We start from the raw sequence: 22622 nt of genomic DNA, 5'->3' as shown, positions 1-22622 counted from the left end.
CTTCTTCATAACATTAGACGCCGGACATTCGGCTTCCCCTGCAAACCGTTCCATTATTTTTTCAAAAAAATTATCTCCACCCTATCTTACAATAAAACTTTCCTCAGAAGTCTGAAGATTTCTTGAGTTATGGCATAAAGCAAACCCACCCGTGACTTGCTGCGGGTGGGTTGTGTGGTGCGATTAAATTACTCCGGCTTATTGCGTGTTCTGAATCTTAATGCCAGGATAATACCGATCATAACCAGGGCTCCGCCCGCCAGATACAGCGGAAGCGGACTTTCTTCACCTGTCTTAGGGAGATTGCCCGGCAGACCGTTATTGTCATTATCCGAGTCTGTACCATCATCATTGTCAGGGACCGTACCGAGAGGTATTTCATCTACACCGACCTCAATAATGACCTCCTGCTCGTTGCCGTCCTCATCCGTTACAGTAATGGTGAACTTATCCTTACCCGTATATCCGGGATCAGGAGTATACGTCCACTTACCATCCGGTGTAAGAACTACCGTACCATGTGACGGCTTCTCACTGATGCTTGGAATGCCTCCGAGAGGAATCTCGCCATCAATCGGAATATCCTCGATGGTGGTTGCTGTTGTCGCTTGCGGCGTTGGTGCGCTGCTTGCGGCAGGCGATGACTCAGGACTTACGGCTGGTCCTGGCGTCAGGCCCGGTGTTGCAGAAGCAACAGGCGTTACTGTTGCTGAAGGTCCTGGCGTTACGACAGATCCCGGCACCGTAGAAGTAGCTGGTGTCGCTACAGGACCGCCCGGATTTGGCGTCACCGGGACCGTTGTTGGGGCCGTTGTTGGCGACGGTGTCGGTGCAGCCGTAGGCGCAGGGGTTGCAGGGATCACTTTGTTCTTGATCGGGTTCAGAACAACCTGGGCGCCCGATTGAATATTTACATTGTGTACAGCTGTATCCAACTGATATCCGGCTGGAGCCTTGGTTTCTTTTAACGTATAAGCTCCAAGCTTCAAAGTATTAAATACAATCTCGCCATTGGCATCTGTAGTAGCTGTTGCCACCACAACATCGCTGGAATTGTACAGCTTGAACTCTGCTCCCGCAAGCTTCTTCATTGTTTCATCTTGATCAACCTTCGTCAGCTTCAGTGAGCCCAGGATTTCTTTGTTGGTGATCTGCTGCTGCACGTCTGGTACGGCGATAGTAAGGTTAGCGCTGCGCTCCGTACTATTCAGGACGTACCCAACTGGGGCTACCGTTTCCTTGAAGGTGTAGGCTCCGAGTTTTAGGTCTTTAAATTCAACTACCCCATTGGCATCTGTAGTAGCTGTTGCCACCACAACATCGCTGGAATTGTACAGCTTGAACTCGGCTCCCGCAAGCTTCTTCGTCACTTCATCTTGATCAACCTTGGTCAGCTTCAGTGAGCCGAGGATCTCCTTATTGGTGATCTGCTGCTGCACGTTTGGTGTAGCTAAAGTAATGTTTACATTTCGTTCTGTACCGTTCAGGACGTAGCCTGTTGGTGCAACTGTTTCCTTAAAGGTATAGGCTCCCATCTTCAGGTCTTTGAATTCCACTACGCCATTTGCATCACTGATATCTGTCGCAACCAGCTTGTCACTGGCGTCATACAGCTTAAACTCTGCTCCAGCGAGCTTTATCGTAACATCATCCTGATCAACTTTCGTCAGCTTCAGTGAGCCTAGAATTTCCTTGTTGGTAATCTGCTGCTGCACGTTTGGTACGGCGATAGTAAGGTTAGCGCTGCGCACTGTACTATTCAGGACGTAACCAACTGGGGCTACCATTTCCTTGAAGGTGTAGGCTCCAAGTTTTAGGTCTTTAAATTCAACTACCCCATTGGCATCTGTAGTAGCTGTTGCCACCACAACATCGCTGGAATTGTACAGCTTGAACTCCGCTCCTGCCAGCTTCTTCGTCACATCATCCTGATCGACCTTCGTCAGCTTAAGCGAACCCAGGATTTCTTTGTTGGTGATCTGCTGTTGCGCGTTTGGAACGGAAGATGTAAGGGTAGCACTGCGTTCGGTGCCATCGAGTTCATAGCCGTCCGGAGCCTTGGTTTCCTTAAAGGTATACGTACCAAGTTTCAAATCTTTAAATTCAACGACTCCGTCCGCATCAGAAGTAGCCGTTGCAACCACAGTCTTACCGGCATCATACAATTTGAATTCTGCTCCTGCGAGCTTTTTGTTCAAAGCATCCTGGTCAACCTTCGTCAGTTTAAGCGAGCCCAGCATTCCTGTGTTAGTAATCTGCTGCTGCGCATCTGGTGCGGCCAAAGTAATTGTGGCACTGTGTTCTGTATCGTCCAGAACATAACCGTCCGGAGCTTTCGATTCCTTGAAGGTATAAGTTCCAAGCTTCAGATTTTTAAACTCAACGATACCATTCACATCAGTCGAAGCTGTTGCAGCCACAGTCTTGCTGGCATCATATAATTTAAACTCTGCTCCACCAAGCTTCTTCGCCGTATGATCTGCGTCAACCTTAGTCAGCTTAATGGAACCTAAAATTTCGTTATTGGTGACCTGCTGAACATTCTGCACAGCCGAAGTAATATTAACGCTGCGTTCCGTAGTATTCAGTACATATCCCACAGGAGCCTTCGTTTCCTGGACCGTGTAGGAACCGAGTGGCAGATCCTTGAATTCAACGACTCCATTCACATCAGTAGTAGCTGTTCCAACTTCAAGCTTGATGGAATCATACAGCTTGAATTCTGCTCCTGCAAGCACCTTCGACGTGTCCGCCTGGTCAACCTTGGTGATTTTCAGTGAGCCTAATACAATTTTATCATTGGTTACCGTCAGGTTTTTTTGTTGTGCCGGATCAATGGTTACAGCACTACTCATGGCTGTAATCACATAACCGGCCGGTGCCTTAGTTTCTTTAAGAGTGTAATTTCCACCCATTAACTTGCTGAACAGCAGTTCACCGTTTGCATCTGTAGTTCCAGATCCAGCTAACTGGTTAGCGGAGTTATACAGCTCAAATTCTGCTCCTGCAAGCTTAGTGGCCGTATTTCCTTTCGCTACCTTGGTCACTTTAAGTGAACCGTTAAAATCATTGGTTACTGCCATTTGAACAGGTGTGGACGAGTTAATGGTAACAATTCGTTCTGTAGCATCAACTGCATAGCCGGTCGGCGCCTTTGTTTCCTTTAGTTTATATTTTCCCGCCCGCAAACCAGTAAACTCCAGGTTTCCGCTGGAATTGCTGATTGCCGTCTTGGTATCCTTCAGCTCTGAACCTACAATCCGGCCCAGAGAGAATTCAGCCCCGGATAGCGGCAACGTTTTATCAGCATTCGTTTTTAGAATCTTGAGCGAGCCTGTAACCCCGCTTCCGGTGCCTCCGGTGTCAACGATTCTAACGGACCAGCTCTCACTAAAGGGTTTGCTAATAGATGAAGAACCGTTGCCGCTGAAAGATGCGGCATTGGTAACCGTTACATTATCAACCGCCGTAATAACTGACTGATATTTAAGAATGTAGGGTTTGGATATGGTATTTTTAAAGGCCAGTTTGAAAATATCCTTACCGCTTGGGTCCGTAGTAAATTCGAGCGTATAATCTGAATCCTTAGTCAGCTTTGTATTCGTTGCGGTTACTGCCCCGCCCGAGCTGATATTAGTCTCAAATACCTGGAAGCTCGCCGGCAGCAGTACCTGATTCGTACTTGGCGTATCAATAACCTGTGCATTGTCCACTATAGACTGGTTCGCATTAATGGTGATTGACCAGTTCATCATGGTTTTGTCTGTAGCATCGACTGCTCCGGTTTTTGTTACATATTCTCCGCCTTTTGTTACAGCTGCAGTACCCTGTAAGGTTTGCGAAACGGCGTCACCCTGGGCGTTATTCAGAACAGCTCTATTAGTGATGCTTGATGCGTTGACATCTCCTGCTTCAAATTCTGTTGTGAACACTACGTAGAAGGCATAATCCACAGCATCTTTAAATTTAACTCGCAGCTTCCCGTCTGCCAAAGAAACGGTATAATCCGTGTTTTTAACCAGGGCAGGAGTTAGGACAGAAGGAGTGCCCGCAGCATTATAATTCATTTTATTAACAATTACACTGTTCTCATCTGCGACCTGCCCGGCAGGAATCGTGTCAACCAGCTCCGCACCTGCAGCCAATACTCTTTTGTTATAATTCGCGCCAACGGTCCAGGTAATTTTCTTACTGGCTACATCATATGTACCTGATTTGAATCCGTTGTTCTTGACCTTACTGTCAGGATCAAATGAACTTGAGGATGTCTGCGCTGGTGTGCCTGCGGCTTTTTCATCCCACTTAATAGAAGCGGTGTTTGAAAAATCTGTTACGCCACTTTTTAACTTGTAATAATCAAATTTAGTAGTGTAAGTAATTCTGTAAGCCTCAGTAATCTTCTTTTTGAAAGTAATTTCAAAGCCATCATTTGTGCTGAAATCGTTGGTTCCCAGCGATTTTATCTCATAATCAGTATTCTCAACCAGCTTAACCGAAGGATCTGTCAGGAGAGAAATTTCCAAATTTCCGACCAGCTGCAACCCTGCATTACCAAATTTATCGGTCAGCACGAGGTTTGTCATATCTCGTTTATCTTCGTTAAGATTAATCTTCCATTTCACTGTTTTATTCAGATAATCCACATCATTCGTTGGCGTTGACGTTTTATCCACACCCTGCTTGTTCAGAATACGTTGGGTGGTAGAAGCAGCTGCCTGAACAGTCTGTCCATTATAGGTTACTTTATTGACAATGCTCTCCCCGGCATATACCCGTCCGGCTACTTTAGTCTTGTATTCAATCCGGTATGCAGAATTGATGTCATTGTTGAACTGAATCTTAAAGCCTGCCGTAGTAGGATTAACCGCGGGATCGTCCGGCAGATCAGTCAATGTATAATCCACACCTGCTGTCAGCGTGCCGTCCGTTGTTGCGTTCCCGTTCACATCCAGCTTCATCTTAGTAATGACCATTGAGCCGGCAACGTAATCCTGGCTGATGTTGAAGCGGTCCGTCAGAACTGCCTGAGCTGCCGATATTGTTCTTTCATCGTAGTTGAATTTGATCGTCCAAGGAATTTCCTCTGACGTTGAATTAAAACTGCCCGCAGACTTTTCAAGCGGCTTCCCGTAACTGACCGCAACAGCTGAAGAGGTTCCGTTCCAACTTGTACCGTTGCCGTTTAATACAGCTGTATTAGTGTAACTAGTCTTACTTGTATCTGTTATCTTGGTAGAGAATTTCAGCCGGTAGGCCTCATTTATAGAGTTGTTAAATTTCAAATCCAATTTACTCCCGGTACTTGCGGAAGTATCGTACTCTGCCGAACTGATCTGTCCGCCCTGTGTCACGCCTCCCTGAACATCGACTGTCAGGCCGTATACGGCAATAGAGACGGTATCCAGACTCAGGCCTGCCGGGAAACTATCCGTAACCGATGCATTATCCACCTTGTTCAAAAGCGTATTTACATCGACCGTCCAGTCGATAGTGCTGGCATTATACGTTCGCGGCATCGCAACTCCGCTTTTTTTGATCGCTGCTCCGTTATTAGGCTGAACATTAATCGTAATGGAGTTACTCGCATTGCCTGCTATCGGAAAAAGAAGCTGCTGAGTGGTACTGCCGGTAACTCTGGTCTTGCTCAGCTTGGATTCTACCCAAAGGTTCCCTTTTATATCAAATAGCCCTTCAATATTCTTATTAAATGTGAGCACCACTGTATTATCAGTGCCTACAGCATAAGTCCCCATACCATCAGGAAACTCGCTATTAACCAGCTTACCCGTGTATGCCTGATCAATCTCCAGCTGCGTTGGCAGTATGTAGGTGTACTTAGCTCCTTCTTTATATGTATCATCAGGAAGCTCATAGGTCAGATTGAACCTGTAGGCGGAATCGAACTTGTACACATTGCTGGTAACCTGCGTGCCGTTTTCGTACACGGACAGGGTTACGGTCTTAACAATATCCTCAGTGATGTTACCATCCACTGCATCTGCATTGACATTTGAAAAGAAGCCTATCGCAGTAGCGAAGGTTGTTACAAGCATAACAATTCCGAGCCAGACAGCCCATTTTTTCTTTTTTAATAGTCTCAAGACTTCCCATCTCCCTATTCCTTAATATGAGCACTATATAATTACTGCATTTCCCCTACAAAATCCCTAATAAAACGGGCCAAACAGAAAAAAATGCGACTAATCGCATTTAACACAAGATCCATTTTAACTATTTTCACTGATAAATTACTGATAAATTACTGATAAACCCCTTATACCCGTTTGGTAAAATAGCATACAATGGCAATTATTCATCGGCCGGCACAAAAAAAGCCATACATCCCGCAAAGAGCCCTTTGCGGAATGTATGGCTGGTATTATTTCAAACAGTTTCTTCTATAGAATAGCTCTATAGTTGTGCATGATCTCGGCGTGTATATGTCTTACGCTTCTCAATGAGCTTATTCAGCGCATCCAGATAGGCTCTGGCACTCGCTTCCAGAATATCAGTGCTCAGTCCGCGGCCTTGTGCAGCCACCTCACCCTGTGACAGTACAACATGAACCTCGCCTTGCGCATCCTTGCCCCGGCTTACTGCTTTGATTGAATAGTCGCCCAGTGTAACCTCTTCACCGGTCGCCTGATCGATGGCGTTATAGATGGCATCGACAGAACCGTTCCCCTCAGCAGCTGCTACGATCGGCTGCGGCTCCTGCCCGTTAATAATAACCTTTGCCGTTGGGGTGGCTTCATTGCCGTATGTGACATAAATAGTCTGCAGGCTGTAGGTTTCAGGCGTATCAGTCAGCTTCTCTTCCAGAAGAGCGAGGATATCCTCATCCGATACTTCCTTTTTCTTGTCGGCCAGATCCTTAAATTTGGCAAAAGCCGCGTTGATCTCTTCCTCAGAAACATCATAACCAAGATCACTGAGCTTATCACGGAAGGCGTGGCGTCCGGAGTGCTTGCCTAGCACCAGCTTGCTCTCCTTCAGGCCGATCGTTTCCGGCGTCATGATCTCGTAGGTGGTCTTCTCCTTCAGCATGCCGTCCTGATGAATCCCTGATTCATGCGCGAAGGCATTGGCACCGACAATCGCCTTGTTGCCAGGCACAACCATCCCAGTAAGCTTGCTCACCAGACGGCTCGTGCGGGAGATTTCCGACAGAACCAGCGAGGTTTTGGCTCCGAAAAATTCACTGCGTGTCTCCAGCGCCAGCGCCACCTCTTCAATCGCTGTATTACCGGCACGTTCACCGATTCCGTTGATGGTACCTTCAATCTGGTCAGCACCGTTCTGGATTGCAGCCAGCGTATTCGCAGTCGCCATTCCAAGGTCATTATGACAGTGCGCACTCAGCTGAACCTTTTCAATATCAGGAACAGTATCCTTCAGAAATTTGAAGATCGCCCCATATTCCGCAGGGTTCAAATAACCGACGGTATCGGGAATATTGACTACATTTGCCCCTTCACGGATCGCCATAGCTACCATCTCGGCCATGAAATCACGTTCTGTCCGGCCCGCATCCTCTAATGAAAACTCCAGCTTGGAAAAATATTTCTTAGCATACCGGATTGCGGATTGTGCCGTTTCAAGGACTTGGGCTTTTTCCATACGCAGCTTATGCTGACGGTGAATCGGCGAGGTTGCCAGGAAGATATGGATACAAGGGTCCTGCGCACCCTGCAGCGCTTCTTTAACCGCATCAATATCAGTCTCTCTGGAACGGGAAAGCCCAATTACGGTAACATCCTTCACTGCCCGGGCAACGGCGTTCACCGCAGCCAGATCACCGGGCGATGCTGCGGGAAAACCCGCCTCCATCCGGTCAATCCCGAGCTTTTCAAGCTGGTAGGCGATTTCCACCTTCTCACGCGTATTCAGGTTCACACCCGGCGACTGCTCTCCGTCACGCAGCGTCGTGTCGAACACATAGATTTTCCGCAAGCTGAGCACCTCCTGAAAATTGTCCTAAAACCCTCAAATGCGGCTCGCAAAATCACGGCCGCATCTGAGCTTCACACTATTGGTTGTAGCTGATATAAGTATATGAGCCTATTTCTTAATCCAGTGCATCATTTCACGCAGCTGGCTGCCGACTACTTCTACCGGATGAGCGGCTTCGTTGCGGCGGGTAGCGGTCAGGAAAGCACGGCCGGACTGGTTCTCAAGGATAAAGTCACGGGCAAATTTACCTTGCTGGATATCGGTCAGCACAGCTTTCATTGCTTTTTTGGTTTCGTCTGTAACGATACGAGGTCCGGTTACATAGTCACCGTACTCAGCAGTGTTGGAGATCGAATCACGCATAGTAGCAAGTCCGCCTTCATATACCAGGTCAACGATCAGCTTAAGCTCATGCAGACATTCGAAGTATGCCATTTCAGGAGCATAGCCTGCTTCAGTCAGTGTTTCAAAGCCGGCTTTGATCAGTGCGGATACACCACCGCACAGAACTGCCTGCTCACCGAACAGATCGGTTTCGGTTTCTTCACGGAAGGAGGTTTCGATAACTCCTGCACGGGTACAGCCGATACCTTTAGCATAAGCAAGTCCGATTGCCTTGGCATTTCCGGTTGCATCCTGCTCGATTGCGATCAGACCAGGAACGCCGAAGCCTTCAACATAAGTACGGCGTACCATGTGGCCCGGGGATTTAGGTGCTACCAGCAGCACGTCAGCATCCTTAGGAGCAACGATCTGGCCGAAATGCACGTTAAAGCCGTGGGAGAACATCAGAGCTGCACCTTTTTTGAGGTTAGGCTCAATATCATTTTTATATACGGATGCCTGTGTTTCGTCAGGCAACAGAATTTGCACTACATCTGCACGGGATACTGCTTCAGCTACAGGCAATACTTCAAAGCCGTCATTCTTGGCGGTTTCAAAGGATTTGCCTTCACGCAGGCCGATGACAACCTGAAGACCGCTGTCGCGCAGGTTCTGCGCCTGGGCATGCCCCTGGCTGCCGTACCCGATTACCGCAACTGTCTTTCCTTTTAATACGCTGAGTTCTGCATCCTGTTCATAGTAAGTTGTCACTGCCATTGTCAATATCCTCCTTTAATTTGGGACCCATCGTAAAGAGCGGGTACTTCAAGAGCACCTGAAGCCGTCTGGTTCGCAGCTCTGCACTGCTCCTCAAGTCCCCGCTCTTTCGCGGGCAATTCGTTATAATATTATCAAATTAATGCATACAAGCAGCAATCCGTTAAAGCTGTAAATTATACCGACTAGGCATTACCGCGGATCATTGCGGTAACTCCGGTGCGGGACAGCTCCTTGATTCCGTAAGGCTTCAGCAGCTCAATCATCGCATCGATTTTCTGGGTATCTCCTACCACCTGGACCAACAGGCTGTTCGTACCGATATCAACTACGGAAGCACGGAATGTCTCAACAACACCCATGATTTCCGGACGCTCAGCCGGCTCGGCTTTTACCTTGATCAGGGCCAGCTCACGGGCAACCATCGGCTTGGAACCAAGATCCACAACCTTGATGACATCGATCAGCTTGTAAAGCTGCTTCTCAATCTGCTCCAGCGTATGCTGGTCACCGAGTGTAACGATAACCATCCGGGACAGCCCGACTTCTTCGGACTGCCCGACCGTAATGCTCTCAATATTGAAGCCGCGGCGGCCGAACAAGCCTGATACCCGCTGCAGTACACCCGGCTGGTCATTCACAAGCACAGAAATGGTGTGTTTCATCACTGTCATTCATCCCCCATAAGCATTTGATCAATGGTTGACCCTTGAGTTACCATCGGGTAAACATTCTCGTCTTTGGGAACAACGAATTCTACCAGAACGGGTCCCGGCGTTTCCAGTGCTTCTTTCCACGCTGCGCCTGCTTCTTCTTTGTTCGTTGCCCGCAGTCCTTTTACACCGTAAGCTTCAGCCAGCTTTACAAAGTCCGGGCTTCCGGCGAGGTCTGTGTAGCTATAGCGCTTCTCATAAATGAGATTCTGCCACTGCCGTACCATACCCAGAACCTGATTGTTGATGACTACGATTTTGACCGGGATATTATTGATAGCACAGATAGCCAGCTCCTGGGAGCACATCTGCATACCGCCGTCTCCGTTGATGGAAACTACCAGCCGCTCCGGATGAGCCATTTGCGCGCCGATCGCTGACGGGAATCCGAAGCCCATTGTTCCGAGGCCTCCGGAAGTAATCCATGAGCGCGGGTGGTTAAATTTATAATACTGTGCAGCCCACATCTGATGCTGGCCGACGTCAGTTGTAACAATAGCTTCGCCCTTTGTTGTATCATTAATCATTTCAATGACCCATTGCGGCTTAAGCTCTGTCTCCGAATCGTTATAACGGAGAGGTTTCTCCAGCTTCCACTGGGCAATCTGCGTTCTCCAGGCATCTGCATTGGCAGCGCGGGTAAGATCCGGAAGCAGCATTTCCAGCACTGTCTTCACATCGCCGACAATCGGAATATCCGGAGTGACATTTTTGCCGATTTCTGCTGGGTCGATATCAATATGGACAATCTTCGCTTTCGGTGCAAAGCCGTCCAGCTTGCCGGTCACGCGGTCATCAAATCTTGCACCGATGTTAATCAGCAAGTCACACTGCTGTATGGCATTATTGGCTGTATAAGTGCCGTGCATACCCGGCATTCCCATCCAGAGATCTTCTGCACTAGGGAAGCAGCCGAGTCCCAGCAGGGTTGTTGTAATCGGAATTTCCGTCCGTTTCACAAATTCGGTCATCGCTTCATGTGCTCCGGAGTAGATAACGCCTCCGCCCGCTATAATAATCGGACGCTCCGCCGCCGAGATTGCCCGGATCAGCTTATCAAGCTGCAGCTTGTTCGGAACCGTGCGCGGGTTATAACCGCGAAGATTGACTCCCTGGTACTGTACTGGTGTAAACAGCGTCTTCGCTGCCGATACATCCTTCGGAATGTCGATCAGTACCGGACCCTTGCGTCCGGTATTCGCAATATGGAACGCTTCATGGATAATCCGCGGCAGGTCTTCAACATCCCGCACCAGATAGCTGTGCTTCGTGATCGGCATCGTAATTCCTGTAATATCAGCTTCCTGGAAGGCGTCTGTTCCAATCAGGCTGGAGAAAACATTTCCCGTAATGACTACAAGCGGAACCGAGTCCATAAACGCCGTTGCAATGCCGGTAACGAGATTGGTTGCTCCGGGGCCGGAGGTTGCAATACACACGCCCGGTTTACCGCTTGCTCTTGCATAGCCGTCAGCCGCATGGATCGCGCCTTGCTCATGACGGGTCAGAATATGCTTGAAGTCATCAAAACCGTGAAGGGCATCGTAGATATACAGTACCGCTCCGCCGGGATAACCGAACACAGTGTCTACACCCTCCAGAACCAGGCTGCGCAGCAGGACTTCAGAGCCCGATATCACCTCTGGATTTTTCCATTTCTCCCGTAACTCATCTGTAGACCGCACTTCCGGTGTTTGCGCGCTCATCAGTATTCCTCCCTTCGATAGTTAACATTCATTATGCTAATGACGGACCGTCTTTTATCCAGCAATAGGGGGTCTAAATCAAAAAAACCTTTCGCCTCCCACGCGCCAAAGTAAAGCGCGTGAGGGACGAAAGGTTGATCTTCCGTGGTACCACCCATGTTTGCATTACATCTCGCGATGCAACGCCTTATCAGGTAACAAAAATCCATCGATGTAGGCAGGGCCCAAATCTTTGTAACCTGAAGTCCGTAACGCGGACCAAACGATTCCCCCTAATAATTCCACCGCTCTTACTGATGGACCTTTCAGGAAAACAGCTCCGAGGTGAGCTCGTATATAAGGGGTTTCGGTGGAGGTTGCAGCAGATCCTCACACTCTCTGAGCAAAAGAGCCCTTAAAACTTCGTCCTCATCATTGCCGATACAAGTATGTTCGTTAAAATGTTTAGACACATTATATGATTCCTCACATGGATAAGTCAATACCCATATTTCCTAATCTGTCACAGAACGTTGTTCTTCGCTTTCGTAACGCCCACACCGCTGCAGGCATATGATGTACGACAATGCGTGGAAAGGGGGGGCGTGCGATGATTCGTTACCGCAGACCCAAGCAGGATGACAGCGTCATTATGGATTTAATTGAAAAGCAGCTCGTCCCGTTGTCACATCTGCCGCAGACTATAATCAACCAGGTCAGAAAGGACCTGCCCCGCCGTTTAAGCCAGGGTGTTACCCTTGTAGCCTGTCCCGACTATGAGAGCGATCCGCTGGGGTTTGTCCATTTCATGCTGCACGGTGATCTGCTCTATATTGATATGCTGGCCATCGCACCGGCTGCACGCCGCAAGCACTGGGGGAATATGCTGATGGACCGTGCGGAGCGTTTTGCATTATCCCGCGGCTGTAAGCGGGCCAGGGTAGCTGTGGACACCGGGAATACGGCAGGTATTTCCTTTTATGAAAAAATGGGCTACAGCGTAGCCCGTTATCAGCCGCAGAATTTTTGCTTTGAATTCGAGAAGCAGTTCAGTTAAGCCTAAAAGAAGCCGATTGGCGGATAAGGGGCTCCGTAACCCGGTCCAGGCCCATAGCCGCCGTAGCCGGGCCCAGGCCCGTAACCTCCGTACGGTCCGCCGCCGTAGCCTGGTGCGCCACCGTAGCCTGGCCCGCCGCCATAAGCGTAAGGAGCTGTACCTATAGCAAGCAGATCAAACAATACCAGCGGAATGAGCGCATTGGTTTGCACTTTTTTACCGCTGATCCGCTGAAGAATTAGACGGTTACCCGACACGCGCACCAGCTTGCCCGTCACTCTGGAGCCGTCTTTTTTTACAGCAACAATATGTTTACCGACCAGCTTCATAACCTGTTTCTTTGTAACCGGCTGTGCCATAATATTCCTCCTTAAAAGTTTTGTGAGCTGAGCTTCTTTAGAATTCCTTCGTGCAAAACTTACTTCGGAAGCATACGCTTAGTTTTGTGAGCTGAGCTTCTTTAGAATTCCTTCGTGCAAAACTTACTTCGGAAGCATACGCTTAGTTTTGTGAGCTGAGCTTCAACCATAGTCTATTCGGATTAGATACCGTTCGCCTGTACAGCTGTCCCGGCAGCACCCCGAGCAGACATGCGGGCAACTTAATCCAGCCGGAAAACAGCAAAAAGCGCATATCCAGCAAAACTGGACATGCGCTCTTGACCTCTTGATGCTGCACAGACGCACAGACTCGTTAAGTTATCGTTTACCCGGATCGTACGGTTCACCCAATGCTTTGGGAGCGGAGGAGCGGCCTACAGCACCTACCAATACGATAATGGTCAGTACATAAGGAATCATAAAAATGAATTCCTGCGGAATGCTCTTCGACCATTCGAACAGCTGCACATAATTGCGGATTGCCTGCGAGAAGCCGAAAAAGACAGCCGCTCCAAAGGCACCCAGCGGATTCCATTTACCAAAGATCATAGCGGCAATAGCAATGAAGCCCTGACCGGAAATCGTATTATGCGCAAATGTGCCTGTAGTCGTCAAGGTGATAGTCGCTCCGCCGATCCCTGCCAGCAGACCGCTCAGCATTACACCGATGTATCTCATCCGTTTTACATTGACACCAAGGGTATCCGCCGCACTCGGATGTTCACCGACTGCACGAAGGCGCAGACCAAACGGCGTCTTAAAGAGTACAAAATAAATGACGATAACGAGGATAATCGCCAGATAGGTTGTCGGATAGGAATTGAATATTCCTTCGCCGATAACCGGGATTTTGGACAGTACAGGAACTGAGAACTTCTTGAATCCGTCAATCAGCGGAGACTCGCCTGCCCCGTCAAAAAACAGCTTAACCATGTACAGCGTACTTCCTGCCGCGAGGAAGTTGATAACCGTACCGCTGATGGTCTGATCCGCTTTGAAGGTAATTGACGCAACGGCGTGGATCAGCGAGCCGATAACTCCGACTGCCATTGCACAGAGCACGCCAACCCATGGAGCCCAGGCTCCCATCCCTGCATCCTGCGCATAATGCCCGCCTACCGCAGCAGCAAAGGCACCGAACATCATCAAGCCTTCAAGACCGATATTTACAACACCGGAACGTTCAGAGAAGATGCCGCCAAGTGCGGCGAAAATGAGCGCCGTGGAAAAAACAAGCGTCGTATTGAGCAATTGTCCTAACGTCACTAAATCCATTTATGACACCTTCTCTTTCTTCCGCTTGAGATAAAAGGGCTTAAGCACCCAGCGGACAATTCCTTGTGCTGCAATAAAGAATATAATAGACCCGATTACGATACGGATCAGCTCCGGCGGAACATCCGCCCCGAAGCTCATACCCGCAGCACCGTAAGTGAGCATACCGTACAGTATAGCCGCCAGAATAACACCAAGCGGATGTGTCAGACCCAGCAAAGCAACCGCAATACCGTTGAAGCCGTAGCCTGGCGATGCAGCGAATACAGACTGGTAGTGGAATACGCCCAGCACTTCACCTGCACCTGCAAGTCCGGCAAATGCGCCGCTGATAAACATGGCCTTTACAACGTTACGTCCAACATTCATCCCGGCATACTCAGCAGCATTCGGATTGAGGCCTACAGCACGCATTTCGTAGCCCTGTTTGGTTTTCCATAAGTAAACATAGAAGAAAATGGCTGCACAAATCGCAATAGCTGTTCCCCAGTGAACACGGGCATTGTCGAATACCCCGTTCAAGAAGGTCATGGACAACGATGCCGGTATATCTTCGGAACGATTCTGGCCTTTGAGCAGCAGAAAGTTCCGCACAATATAATTCGACAGATACAGCGCAATCCAGTTCAGCATGATTGTAGTTATAACTTCGTTAATACCGCGCTTTGCCTTCAAGTATCCGGCAATACCGGCCCACAGTCCGCCGGCAAGTCCGGCAGCAATTACAGCAAGCGGAACCAGCAGGAACATCGGCAGGCCGGCCAGCTTGATTCCCACCAGAGTAGCTGCAGTCATACCAATAAGCACCTGCCCGTCAGCACCGATGTTGAACATCCCTGAACGGAAGGCGAAGGCAACAGCAAGACCGGTGAACATCAGCGGAGTCATCTCACGGATGGCCTCACCAAAGTCATAGGGACTGCCGAATACCCGTTTGAACAATGCAGAGTATGCGGCTATAGGATCGTATCCGCCAATGAGCATAACGACGGCCCCGACCAGGAAGCCCAGTAAAATCGCAACCAGAGGCACGACATAGCTGTCTGTTGCGAAGATTTTTTTCAATCTATGCACCCGCGTTTCCTCCCCGCTTCAAGCTGCCCGCCATCATCAGACCCAGTTCCTGGTCATTCGTATCCTGCGGGAACACTTCACCGACGATTTGACCTTCATAAATAACGGCAATCCTGTCGGACACATTCATAATTTCATCCAGCTCGAAGGAAATCAGAAGTACAGCTTTGCCCTGGTCACGCTGGGCGATCAACTGCTTCTGTACGAATTCGATCGCCCCAACATCCAAACCGCGCGTCGGCTGCGCTGCAATCAGCAGAATCGGGTTTTTGTCTATTTCCCGAGCAATAATCGCTTTCTGCTGGTTACCGCCTGACAGGGAGCGTGCCTTGGTCTCAATAGACGGGGTGCGGACGTCAAACTGCTTGATCAAATCCTCAGCGTGGCGGTCAATAACATCCATCTTGAGGAATCCGCCTTGATTATAAGGGCTCATATAATAAGTTTCGAGTACCATATTCTCGCTTACGGTAAAATCCAGTACCAGACCGTGTTTGTGGCGGTCCTCCGGAATATGGGATACGTTCAGTTCGGAAATCTTGCGCGGCGACAGGTTGGCAATCTCCTGCCCTGAAACCTTAATGGAGCCTGAATCAATCTTGCGCAGGCCGGTAATGGCTTGAATCAGTTCACTTTGTCCGTTGCCGTCGACACCTGCAATACCCAGAATCTCCCCTGCCTTGACTTCAAAGCTGAGACCGTTCAGGACAGGAACCCCGTCCTTGCTCTTGCTGTTGACATTTGTCAGTTTAAGCACGCTGTCCCCGACATGCGGAACCTGCTTATCCACCTTGAATGTTACGCCGCGTCCGACCATTTTCTCAGCAAGCTCATTCGGATTCGTGCCGGAAGTCTCAACAGTATCAATTACTTTGCCCCGGCGGATAATGGTTACCCGGTCAGAGATCTGCATGATTTCCTTAAGCTTGTGAGTAATCAGAATGATGGACTTGCCCTCTGCAACGAGCCGCTTCATAATCGCCATTAATTCTGTTATTTCCTGAGGCGTTAAAACAGCGGTAGGCTCGTCGAATATAAGTATATCCGCTCCGCGGTACAGGGTTTTCATAATTTCTACCCGCTGCTGCATGCCGACCGAAATATCATGAATCCGGGCATTCGGATCAACCTGCAGGCCGTACTGCTCGGACAGCTTACGAACCTGTTCCGCTGCGGATTTATAGTCGATTTTAAGACCTTTTTTCGGTTCCATGCCAAGAACAATATTCTCAGTCACCGTAAAAGGCTCAACAAGCTTGAAATGCTGGTGAACCATACCAATGCCAAGCTCAATAGCTTTATTGGGGCTATCGATAATTACCGGTTTCCCGTCGATTTCAATGCTGCCTTCATCGGGCTGGTATAGTCCGAATACGATATTCATCAAGGTTGACTTGCCTGCCCCGTTTTCCCCGAGCAGTGCATGAATCTCCCCTTTTTTGAGCGTCAGACTTATGGAGTCGTTCGCGACAATACCGGGAAAGCGTTTTGTGATTTGCTTCAACTCTACGACAGGAGCCGCAGCACTCATGGAATCACCCTCATCACAGAATATATAAATACCTTACAGACACGGTTAACCGCCCTGGACGGGGCGGCTATCTGCGTCAAACCAAATCATACCTTAACAGGGAACAAGGCCAGCTTAAAGACCGGCCTTGTTTCCTTGTTCTATGCTGTTACGCAAAACAATCAAGACAAGTATTACTCACCAGGAACAACGATAGTTCCGTCGATGATTTGTTGTTTGTACTCTTCAACCTTAGCCAGGATTTCAGCGGAAACGTTAGCCTTGGAAGTCTCAGGAAGGCCTACGCCGTTGTCTTTCAGAGTCAGTACAGTTGTAGTACCGCCTTTGAAGGTTCCGTCAACCACTTGCTGGGATACTCTCTTAACCGCTTCGTCAACACGTTTGATCATGGAAGTCAGGGTTACTTCATCACCAAACTCCAGGGATTGGTCTTTATCTACACCGATAACCCATACTTTGTCGCCGCCTGCATCGTTGCGGGACTTGGCTTCGTTGAACACACCGTTACCAGTTGCGCCTGCAGCCGGGAAGATAATGTCGTTACCGGCATTGTACAGAGTAGCAGCCAGGGATTTACCAGTGTCAGGCTTGTCATATGCACCTGCATAAGTGATGTTTACAGTTGCATCAGGGTTAACTGCTTCAACGCCGGCTTTGAAACCAACTTCAAAACGTTTGATAACCGGGCTTTCCATACCGCCGATGAAACCTACTTTGTTAGTTTTTGTAGTCAGACCTGCAACCACACCAACCAGGAAGGAGCCTTCATTCTCAGCGAATGTTACGGATTCAACGTTAGGAGCGTCAACTACGCTGTCGATGATTGCCAGGTTAGCATCCGGGTTCTCTTTAGCAACCTTCAGAAGTGCATCACCAAGGTCAAAACCGATACCCCAAGTCAGGTTGTAGCCGCCTTTAACGAACTGGTTAAGGTTCGGTTCGTAGTCAGCATTGGAGTTACTTTGCAGATATTTAATTTCAACGCCTGCTTCTGTCTTAAGGGCTTCAAGTGCTTCCCAAGCGGATTGGTTAAACGATTTGTCGTTTACTCCGCCTACGTCAGTAACCAGACCGATCTTCACATCGGATTTAGGAGCGTCAGTCGCTGCAGGTGCATTAGTAGCTGTTCCAGCGTTACCGCCGGTTTCACCGTTGGCTGCATTTCCTGAGTTAGCGTTATTGTTTCCGCATCCTGCCAGGATAGCTGTGCAAGCGGTCAACATAACGAGCGACGTTTTCAAAAACTTTTTCATCGATTGTGATCCCCCTTAAAAAATTGGATGTCTTCTGTCTTCTGCTTGGACATACCATTAGCTCAAATTATACCTGCAAAAAAAGCTAAAATCCAGTCCATAAATGACCTCGGGTCAATAATTATTTGCATTTTCCCACAAGAAAACGCTTACTGTGACACATTGCGTTAGATTATCCATCACAATGCGTCAGAAAACCTCATGAGTCATCTTTCCGCTGTAAGTTGTCTATAATATTATTGCACGCCAAACGGTTTTCTATTATCATGAATGCTTACATATTGTAAGAAAAGGGAGTTATTCAAACCATGGAAGAGCAAACCCATTCCCAAACCGTTCCGCCCTTCAAGTACAGCCGCGAATCGCGCGTGTTTAAGACAGGACGGGTATTTCCCAATGACGTAAACAACCATAAGACACTGTTCGGCGGCAAGCTGATGAGCATCATAGATGAAGTTGCTTCAATTTCAGCTATGCGCCATTGCCGTAAAAATGTTGTCACAGCCTCTACAGACTCCGTAGACTTCCTGAGGCCGATCCGTCCTTCCGATTCTGTCTGCTTCGAGTCCTTCGTCTCCTGGACAGGCCGTACCAGCATCGAGGTTTTTGTCAAAGTGATCTCCGAGAACCTTTACACCGGCGAACGTGCCGTCGCTGCCACTTCGTTCCTTACCTTTGTAGCTATTGAGGAGGACGGTACCCCTGCACCGGTTCCAGCCGTTATTCCGGAGACCGATGAAGAGAAGCTGATCAGCGAATCAGCCGATGAACGCTCCGAGCTGCGTAAAATCAGACGCGCCAGCAGTAAAAAGCTTGCCGCACAGCTCAGCACCACCAAGTACTGGGAATAGTTACCGATCCTTAGCCGCACAAAAAAGCACCGTCACACGGGGTTCCCCCGCAGGCGGTGCTTTTCGGTTATTTATAACACTTACGCGTTGATCTTCTCTTTAGCTACAACAGCCAGAGAGTTGAATGCGTTCAGGTCGTTTACAGCCAGGTCAGCCAGCATTTTGCGGTTCACTTCTACGCCAGCCAGTTTCAGGCCGTATACAAGCTTGCTGTAGGAAAGACCGTTCAAACGGGCTGCAGCATTGATACGAACGATCCACAGTCTGCGGAAGTTACGCTTAGTCTGACGACGGTCACGGTATGCGTAAACCATCGATTTCATTACTTGCTCTTTAGCTGTTTTGAAAATGCGGTGCTTGGAACCGAAATAACCTTTTGCCAGCTTCAATACCTTTTTATGTCTACGACGAACTACAAAGCCGCCTTTAACTCTTGCCATAATAATAAACCTCCCAAAAATGTGTGATCAAACTATTTCAAGTTAGCAAGTCCTTGTTTCAAACGTCTTACATCCCCAGGGGCCATAACAGGATTACCGTTCAATACGCGCTTAGCACGTTTGGACTTGTGGGACAGCAAGTGGTTCTTGTGAGCTTTGTAGCGCAGAACTTTACCGGATCCGGTGATCTTGAAGCGGCCTTTCAGGCTGCTATGTGTTTTCATTTTAGGCATGGTGTTTCCTCCTTGAATATTATGCGGCGCCAAATTGCTGTGCAAGTGACTCCAGAATTATTGAGGCTTAGGAGCCAGAATCATAATCATGCTGCGGCCTTCCAGCTTAGGCTGGCGCTCCACAACAGCTATATCAACCACTTCATTCTTAACGCGTTCCAGGATCTTCTGGCCGATGTTCGCGTGTGTGATCTCACGTCCGCGGAAACGAACGGAGCACTTCACTTTATCGCCTTCACCCAGGAATTTGATCACATTGCGGAACTTGGTTTGATAATCATGTTCTTCAATGTTAGCACGGAACCAGACTTCCTTAAGATCAACGATCTTCTGATTCTTACGTGCTTCCTTTTCTTTCTTCTGTGTTTCATAACGGAACTTGCCGTAATCCATGATGCGGCATACCGGCGGTTTCGCCTGCGGAGCTACGTTGACTAAATCCAAATTCAGATCAATCGCCATCTGCAACGCCTCGCGGATCGGCGTAATTCCGATTTGCTCACCTTCCGCTCCAACCAACCGGACCTCTCTGGCCCGAATTTCATCATTGATCATATGTTCCTTACTGATAACGCTCCACCTCCGGATCTATTTGAACAATTTGTTGCGGTTCTCCATAAAAAAGGGGTGCCGGTAACTCCCGACACCCCGTGTTTGATCAACGTTCATGAATTCTAACATTCATAAAGCATTGAGATCAAAACCAGCTGACATATTGCCAGTCAGGTGAGAAGCCGGTGCTTCTGCTTGCAATCCCTATGTTTTGCATACTTGAATACTATACACCAATGCACAAAGCTTTGTCAACACTTATAAAATCAGAAATTGAAACCGGCTGGATGCAGCCTTGCATTGATATTAAACCTGCTTGCTCTGTACTTCCTCGAGCCGTACAACCCGCGTATGCTTCGTGTGACTCCACTGCTTGTTGTTCTGTGTGAAGAATGCATAGAACGTGATCGGGTACCAGGACAGCAGGTAAATCGGGAAGACCAGCAGGTACAGATATACCTTCTTGTACTTCACCTTTTCCAGTGCCATTGCCAAAAGGAACGTCAGGATATTGGCACCAATGGCAATGTAGCTCAGCCAAATCGGCAGATGTCCGTAAATGTTCGCAATGTTCGGGCCGTCAAACAGCGAGGTGTCAATCCACATCACTGCGGTCATCAGAAACGTAAGCAGAACGATGTAGACATTAGCCCCGTACAGCGCCAGGTCAAACTTCGTCAGGCTGCGTTCCTTAATACTCTGCCACAGCAGCGGGAAGAAATAACGGCGGGCTACCGTAAAGTGACCCTGCATCCAGCGCAAACGCTGTCTGGAGGAAGCCTTAAAGGTAAGCGGCTTCTCATCGAATACTTTGGCGTCATAATTGAATTTCGGATAGACGCCCTTTGAGGCGCTGCGCATGGTAAATTCCAGATCCTCTACCAGGCTGGTAGCGCCCCAGCCCATTTCCTTAAGCAATGCAGTCTCGAAGCACATGCCGGTTCCGCCCAGAAAGTTAGCCATCTGCAGATTGTGCCGCGACAGCTGCCACAGGCGGTTGATGTACCAATACGATACCCCGTATGCGGCCGTGATCCAGGAATCCTCAGGGTTCTTCGTATCAATATAACCCTGGATGACTTTGGCGCCGGAACAAAGATCATTGTTCATCTCCATCAGGAATTCCGTATGGGCCAGATTGTCAGCGTCAAACATGACTACAGCATCATATTGGCGCGGCATAGCCCACAGCTCCTTCAGCATCCATTCAATGGCATAGCCCTTACCCCGCAGGTTATTGTTGGTGCGGACACAGGCGTTCATGCCATGCTCCCTTACGATCTTGGCCGTCCCGTCCGTGCAGTTGTCGCAAATGACAAATACATCGTACAGATCCTGGGGATAATTAAGCTGCTTCAGGTTTTCCATCAGTGCGCCCACAACCTCTTCCTCATTGTGCGCTGCAACCAGAACTGCAAATGACTTTTCCGGTGCAAACTGCTCCTTTTTCTTTTTACGGTGCAGTCCGAATAACGAAAACGTGAACTGATAGACTGCAATTGCCGCCAAGATCACTTGGAGCGTAACAAACAGTGCGTCTGCCATGATCTTTTGATGCCCCCTTTTTCATTAGTCTGCCAATTTTATTTGTCTCTGGCAGGTTAAACGATGTTACTGACCCTTTTGTTGCATCCCTTACAATAGTTAAGCAAGTTCCCTTATCCGCGGCCTGGCGTTCATTTATTTGTATCCCGTTTAAAAGATGGTATAGGGATTCCCGCTGTAACGGTTTCCTCATTTTCTCTGTTACCTTTTAAACGCGTCCGGTCCGCTTGAATCATTGTACGGTGTCAGGGTTCTTAAGTCAAAACTGACAAATTCCGCGCTTAACCAGAGCTTTTCCTTGAAATGGACTACCTATAAAACGTATGATAAAGACAGCTTTGGGGTATTAATTTGGACTGGCGGCAACAGCGCCAGCTAACCTCAGCCGGACTATCGGAGGGACAAGATATGAGACATTTATTCATGAAACTACATCTCTGGGAGCGCCGTCTATTCAAATGGATTAACGGCCGCCTGCATAACCCTTTTCTGAACTTCTGGCTCTTCTATCTTACCCATCTCGGCGGCGCTACAAGCGCTATCGGCATTAATGTGTTAATCTGGGCCTTTGCTCCCCAGCCGCTAAGAACAACAGGCCTTCAGGCTCTCACGGCGCTGGCGGTCAGCCATCTGCCTGTAGCCGTCGCCAAAAAGCTGTACCCGCGCATGCGGCCGTATCTTGCGCTTCCGGGAACCAATACGTTCCACAATCCGCTAAAGGATCACTCTTTTCCATCAGGCCATACTACAGCTATCTTCGCCTCTACGGTTCCCTATATGGCAGCTTATCCTGCCCTTACCGTTGTTCTGCTGCCGCTGGCGTGCATTGTCGGCTTCTCGCGGATTTATCTGGGGCTCCATTATCCGTCGGATGTGATGGCTGGCGCAGTAATCGGCAGCGGCGTTGCAGCAGGCACGATTGCCCTGTGGATCTGAAGCCCCGGCAGCAAGCAAGGACCCGGGAAAACCATTTAGGGAA

The 22622-nt window shown here is 48.8% G+C and carries 17 protein-coding genes; 3 read left to right on the top strand and 14 right to left on the bottom strand.

Going from position 1 to position 22622, the window contains the following annotated elements; all coding sequences use genetic code 11:
• Positions 1–188: 188 nt before the first annotated feature.
• From R70331_RS06210 to ilvB, 5 genes are all read right to left on the bottom strand, one after another.
• Positions 189–6101: a SpaA isopeptide-forming pilin-related protein gene (locus R70331_RS06210; protein WP_042173791.1), complete on the bottom strand. Its 5913-nt coding sequence runs from the start codon at positions 6099–6101 to the stop codon at positions 189–191.
• A 310-nt stretch (positions 6102–6411) separates the two neighbouring features.
• Positions 6412–7953, bottom strand: coding sequence for a 2-isopropylmalate synthase (locus R70331_RS06205; protein WP_042173788.1), 1542 nt, complete (start codon positions 7951–7953; stop codon positions 6412–6414).
• Positions 7954–8061: 108 nt separating this feature from the next.
• On the bottom strand, positions 8062–9054 hold the full coding sequence (gene ilvC / locus R70331_RS06200) for a ketol-acid reductoisomerase (protein WP_042173786.1): 993 nt from the start codon (positions 9052–9054) through the stop codon (positions 8062–8064).
• A 185-nt stretch (positions 9055–9239) separates the two neighbouring features.
• A complete protein-coding gene (ilvN, locus tag R70331_RS06195) occupies positions 9240–9728 on the bottom strand; it encodes an acetolactate synthase small subunit (RefSeq protein WP_042173784.1) in 489 nt (162 codons plus the stop codon).
• Positions 9725–11473 carry a biosynthetic-type acetolactate synthase large subunit gene (gene ilvB / locus R70331_RS06190; protein WP_042173783.1) on the bottom strand — a complete coding sequence of 583 codons (1749 nt, stop codon included), beginning with the start codon at positions 11471–11473 and terminating at the stop codon, positions 9725–9727. The genes ilvN and ilvB overlap by 4 nt, the downstream gene beginning before the upstream one ends.
• A gap of 589 nt (positions 11474–12062) precedes the next feature.
• Here ilvB and R70331_RS06185 point away from each other — a divergent pair.
• Positions 12063–12509, top strand: coding sequence for a GNAT family N-acetyltransferase (locus tag R70331_RS06185; protein ID WP_042173780.1), 447 nt, complete (start codon positions 12063–12065; stop codon positions 12507–12509).
• A 2-nt stretch (positions 12510–12511) separates the two neighbouring features.
• On the opposite strand, the gene R70331_RS06180 is transcribed toward R70331_RS06185, so the two are convergent.
• The 5 genes from R70331_RS06180 to R70331_RS06160 all read right to left on the bottom strand — a co-directional run bounded on the left by R70331_RS06180 (position 12512) and on the right by R70331_RS06160 (position 18022).
• Entirely contained in the window at positions 12512–12868 is a 357-nt protein-coding gene (locus R70331_RS06180; protein ID WP_042173777.1) for a hypothetical protein, read from the bottom strand.
• A 339-nt stretch (positions 12869–13207) separates the two neighbouring features.
• Entirely contained in the window at positions 13208–14164 is a 957-nt protein-coding gene (locus R70331_RS06175; RefSeq protein WP_042173775.1) for an ABC transporter permease, read from the bottom strand.
• Positions 14165–15238, bottom strand: coding sequence for an ABC transporter permease (locus tag R70331_RS06170; protein WP_042173773.1), 1074 nt, complete (start codon positions 15236–15238; stop codon positions 14165–14167).
• Complete coding sequence (locus R70331_RS06165) at positions 15231–16769, bottom strand: ABC transporter ATP-binding protein (RefSeq protein WP_042173771.1); 1539 nt, start codon at positions 16767–16769, stop codon at positions 15231–15233. The genes R70331_RS06170 and R70331_RS06165 overlap by 8 nt, the downstream gene beginning before the upstream one ends.
• A 173-nt stretch (positions 16770–16942) precedes the next feature.
• Positions 16943–18022, bottom strand: a complete 1080-nt coding sequence (locus R70331_RS06160) for a BMP family lipoprotein (RefSeq protein ID WP_042173769.1) — start codon at positions 18020–18022, stop codon at positions 16943–16945.
• Positions 18023–18330: 308 nt separating this feature from the next.
• Here R70331_RS06160 and R70331_RS06155 point away from each other — a divergent pair, with 308 nt between their 5' ends.
• Entirely contained in the window at positions 18331–18873 is a 543-nt protein-coding gene (locus R70331_RS06155; RefSeq protein WP_042173767.1) for an acyl-CoA thioesterase, read from the top strand.
• A gap of 80 nt (positions 18874–18953) precedes the next feature.
• Here R70331_RS06155 and rplT read toward each other — a convergent pair whose 3' ends face one another.
• The 4 genes from rplT to R70331_RS06135 all read right to left on the bottom strand — a co-directional run bounded on the left by rplT (position 18954) and on the right by R70331_RS06135 (position 21643).
• Positions 18954–19313, bottom strand: coding sequence for a 50S ribosomal protein L20 (gene rplT / locus R70331_RS06150; RefSeq protein WP_036649386.1), 360 nt, complete (start codon positions 19311–19313; stop codon positions 18954–18956).
• Positions 19314–19345: 32 nt separating this feature from the next.
• Positions 19346–19546: a 50S ribosomal protein L35 gene (gene rpmI / locus R70331_RS06145; protein WP_019912828.1), complete on the bottom strand. Its 201-nt coding sequence runs from the start codon at positions 19544–19546 to the stop codon at positions 19346–19348.
• Positions 19547–19603: 57 nt separating this feature from the next.
• On the bottom strand, positions 19604–20101 hold the full coding sequence (gene infC / locus R70331_RS06140; protein ID WP_039870606.1) for a translation initiation factor IF-3: 498 nt from the start codon (positions 20099–20101) through the stop codon (positions 19604–19606).
• Positions 20102–20404: 303 nt separating this feature from the next.
• Positions 20405–21643, bottom strand: coding sequence for a glycosyltransferase family 2 protein (locus tag R70331_RS06135; protein WP_042173765.1), 1239 nt, complete (start codon positions 21641–21643; stop codon positions 20405–20407).
• A gap of 408 nt (positions 21644–22051) precedes the next feature.
• Between R70331_RS06135 and R70331_RS06130 the strand changes: the two genes are divergently transcribed.
• The gene (locus R70331_RS06130; RefSeq protein WP_042173763.1) at positions 22052–22579 is read left to right on the top strand and encodes a phosphatase PAP2 family protein; all 528 of its coding nucleotides are present in this window, start codon (positions 22052–22054) and stop codon (positions 22577–22579) included.
• The last annotated feature ends 43 nt before the right edge of the window (positions 22580–22622 follow it).

Source organism: Paenibacillus sp. FSL R7-0331, from assembly GCF_000758645.1.
GTDB classification, from domain to species: Bacteria; Bacillota; Bacilli; order Paenibacillales; family Paenibacillaceae; genus Paenibacillus_AQ; species Paenibacillus_AQ camerounensis.
This window is presented reverse-complemented; position numbering and strand designations above follow the sequence as displayed.

Coding starts and splice junctions, on each gene's coding strand:
- R70331_RS06185 (WP_042173780.1), top strand. CDS start 12,063: ATGATTCGTTACCGCAGACCCAAGCAGGATGACAGCGTCATTATGGAT.
- rpmI (WP_019912828.1), bottom strand. CDS start 19,546: ATGCCTAAAATGAAAACACATAGCAGCCTGAAAGGCCGCTTCAAGATC.
- ilvC (WP_042173786.1), bottom strand. CDS start 9,054: ATGGCAGTGACAACTTACTATGAACAGGATGCAGAACTCAGCGTATTA.
- R70331_RS06165 (WP_042173771.1), bottom strand. CDS start 16,769: ATGAGTGCTGCGGCTCCTGTCGTAGAGTTGAAGCAAATCACAAAACGC.
- ilvB (WP_042173783.1), bottom strand. CDS start 11,473: ATGAGCGCGCAAACACCGGAAGTGCGGTCTACAGATGAGTTACGGGAG.
- R70331_RS06160 (WP_042173769.1), bottom strand. CDS start 18,022: ATGAAAAAGTTTTTGAAAACGTCGCTCGTTATGTTGACCGCTTGCACA.
- rplT (WP_036649386.1), bottom strand. CDS start 19,313: ATGGCAAGAGTTAAAGGCGGCTTTGTAGTTCGTCGTAGACATAAAAAG.
- R70331_RS06135 (WP_042173765.1), bottom strand. CDS start 21,643: ATGGCAGACGCACTGTTTGTTACGCTCCAAGTGATCTTGGCGGCAATT.
- R70331_RS06180 (WP_042173777.1), bottom strand. CDS start 12,868: ATGGCACAGCCGGTTACAAAGAAACAGGTTATGAAGCTGGTCGGTAAA.
- R70331_RS06155 (WP_042173767.1), top strand. CDS start 18,331: ATGGAAGAGCAAACCCATTCCCAAACCGTTCCGCCCTTCAAGTACAGC.
- R70331_RS06175 (WP_042173775.1), bottom strand. CDS start 14,164: ATGGATTTAGTGACGTTAGGACAATTGCTCAATACGACGCTTGTTTTT.
- infC (WP_039870606.1), bottom strand. CDS start 20,101: ATGATCAATGATGAAATTCGGGCCAGAGAGGTCCGGTTGGTTGGAGCG.
- R70331_RS06130 (WP_042173763.1), top strand. CDS start 22,052: ATGAGACATTTATTCATGAAACTACATCTCTGGGAGCGCCGTCTATTC.
- ilvN (WP_042173784.1), bottom strand. CDS start 9,728: ATGACAGTGATGAAACACACCATTTCTGTGCTTGTGAATGACCAGCCG.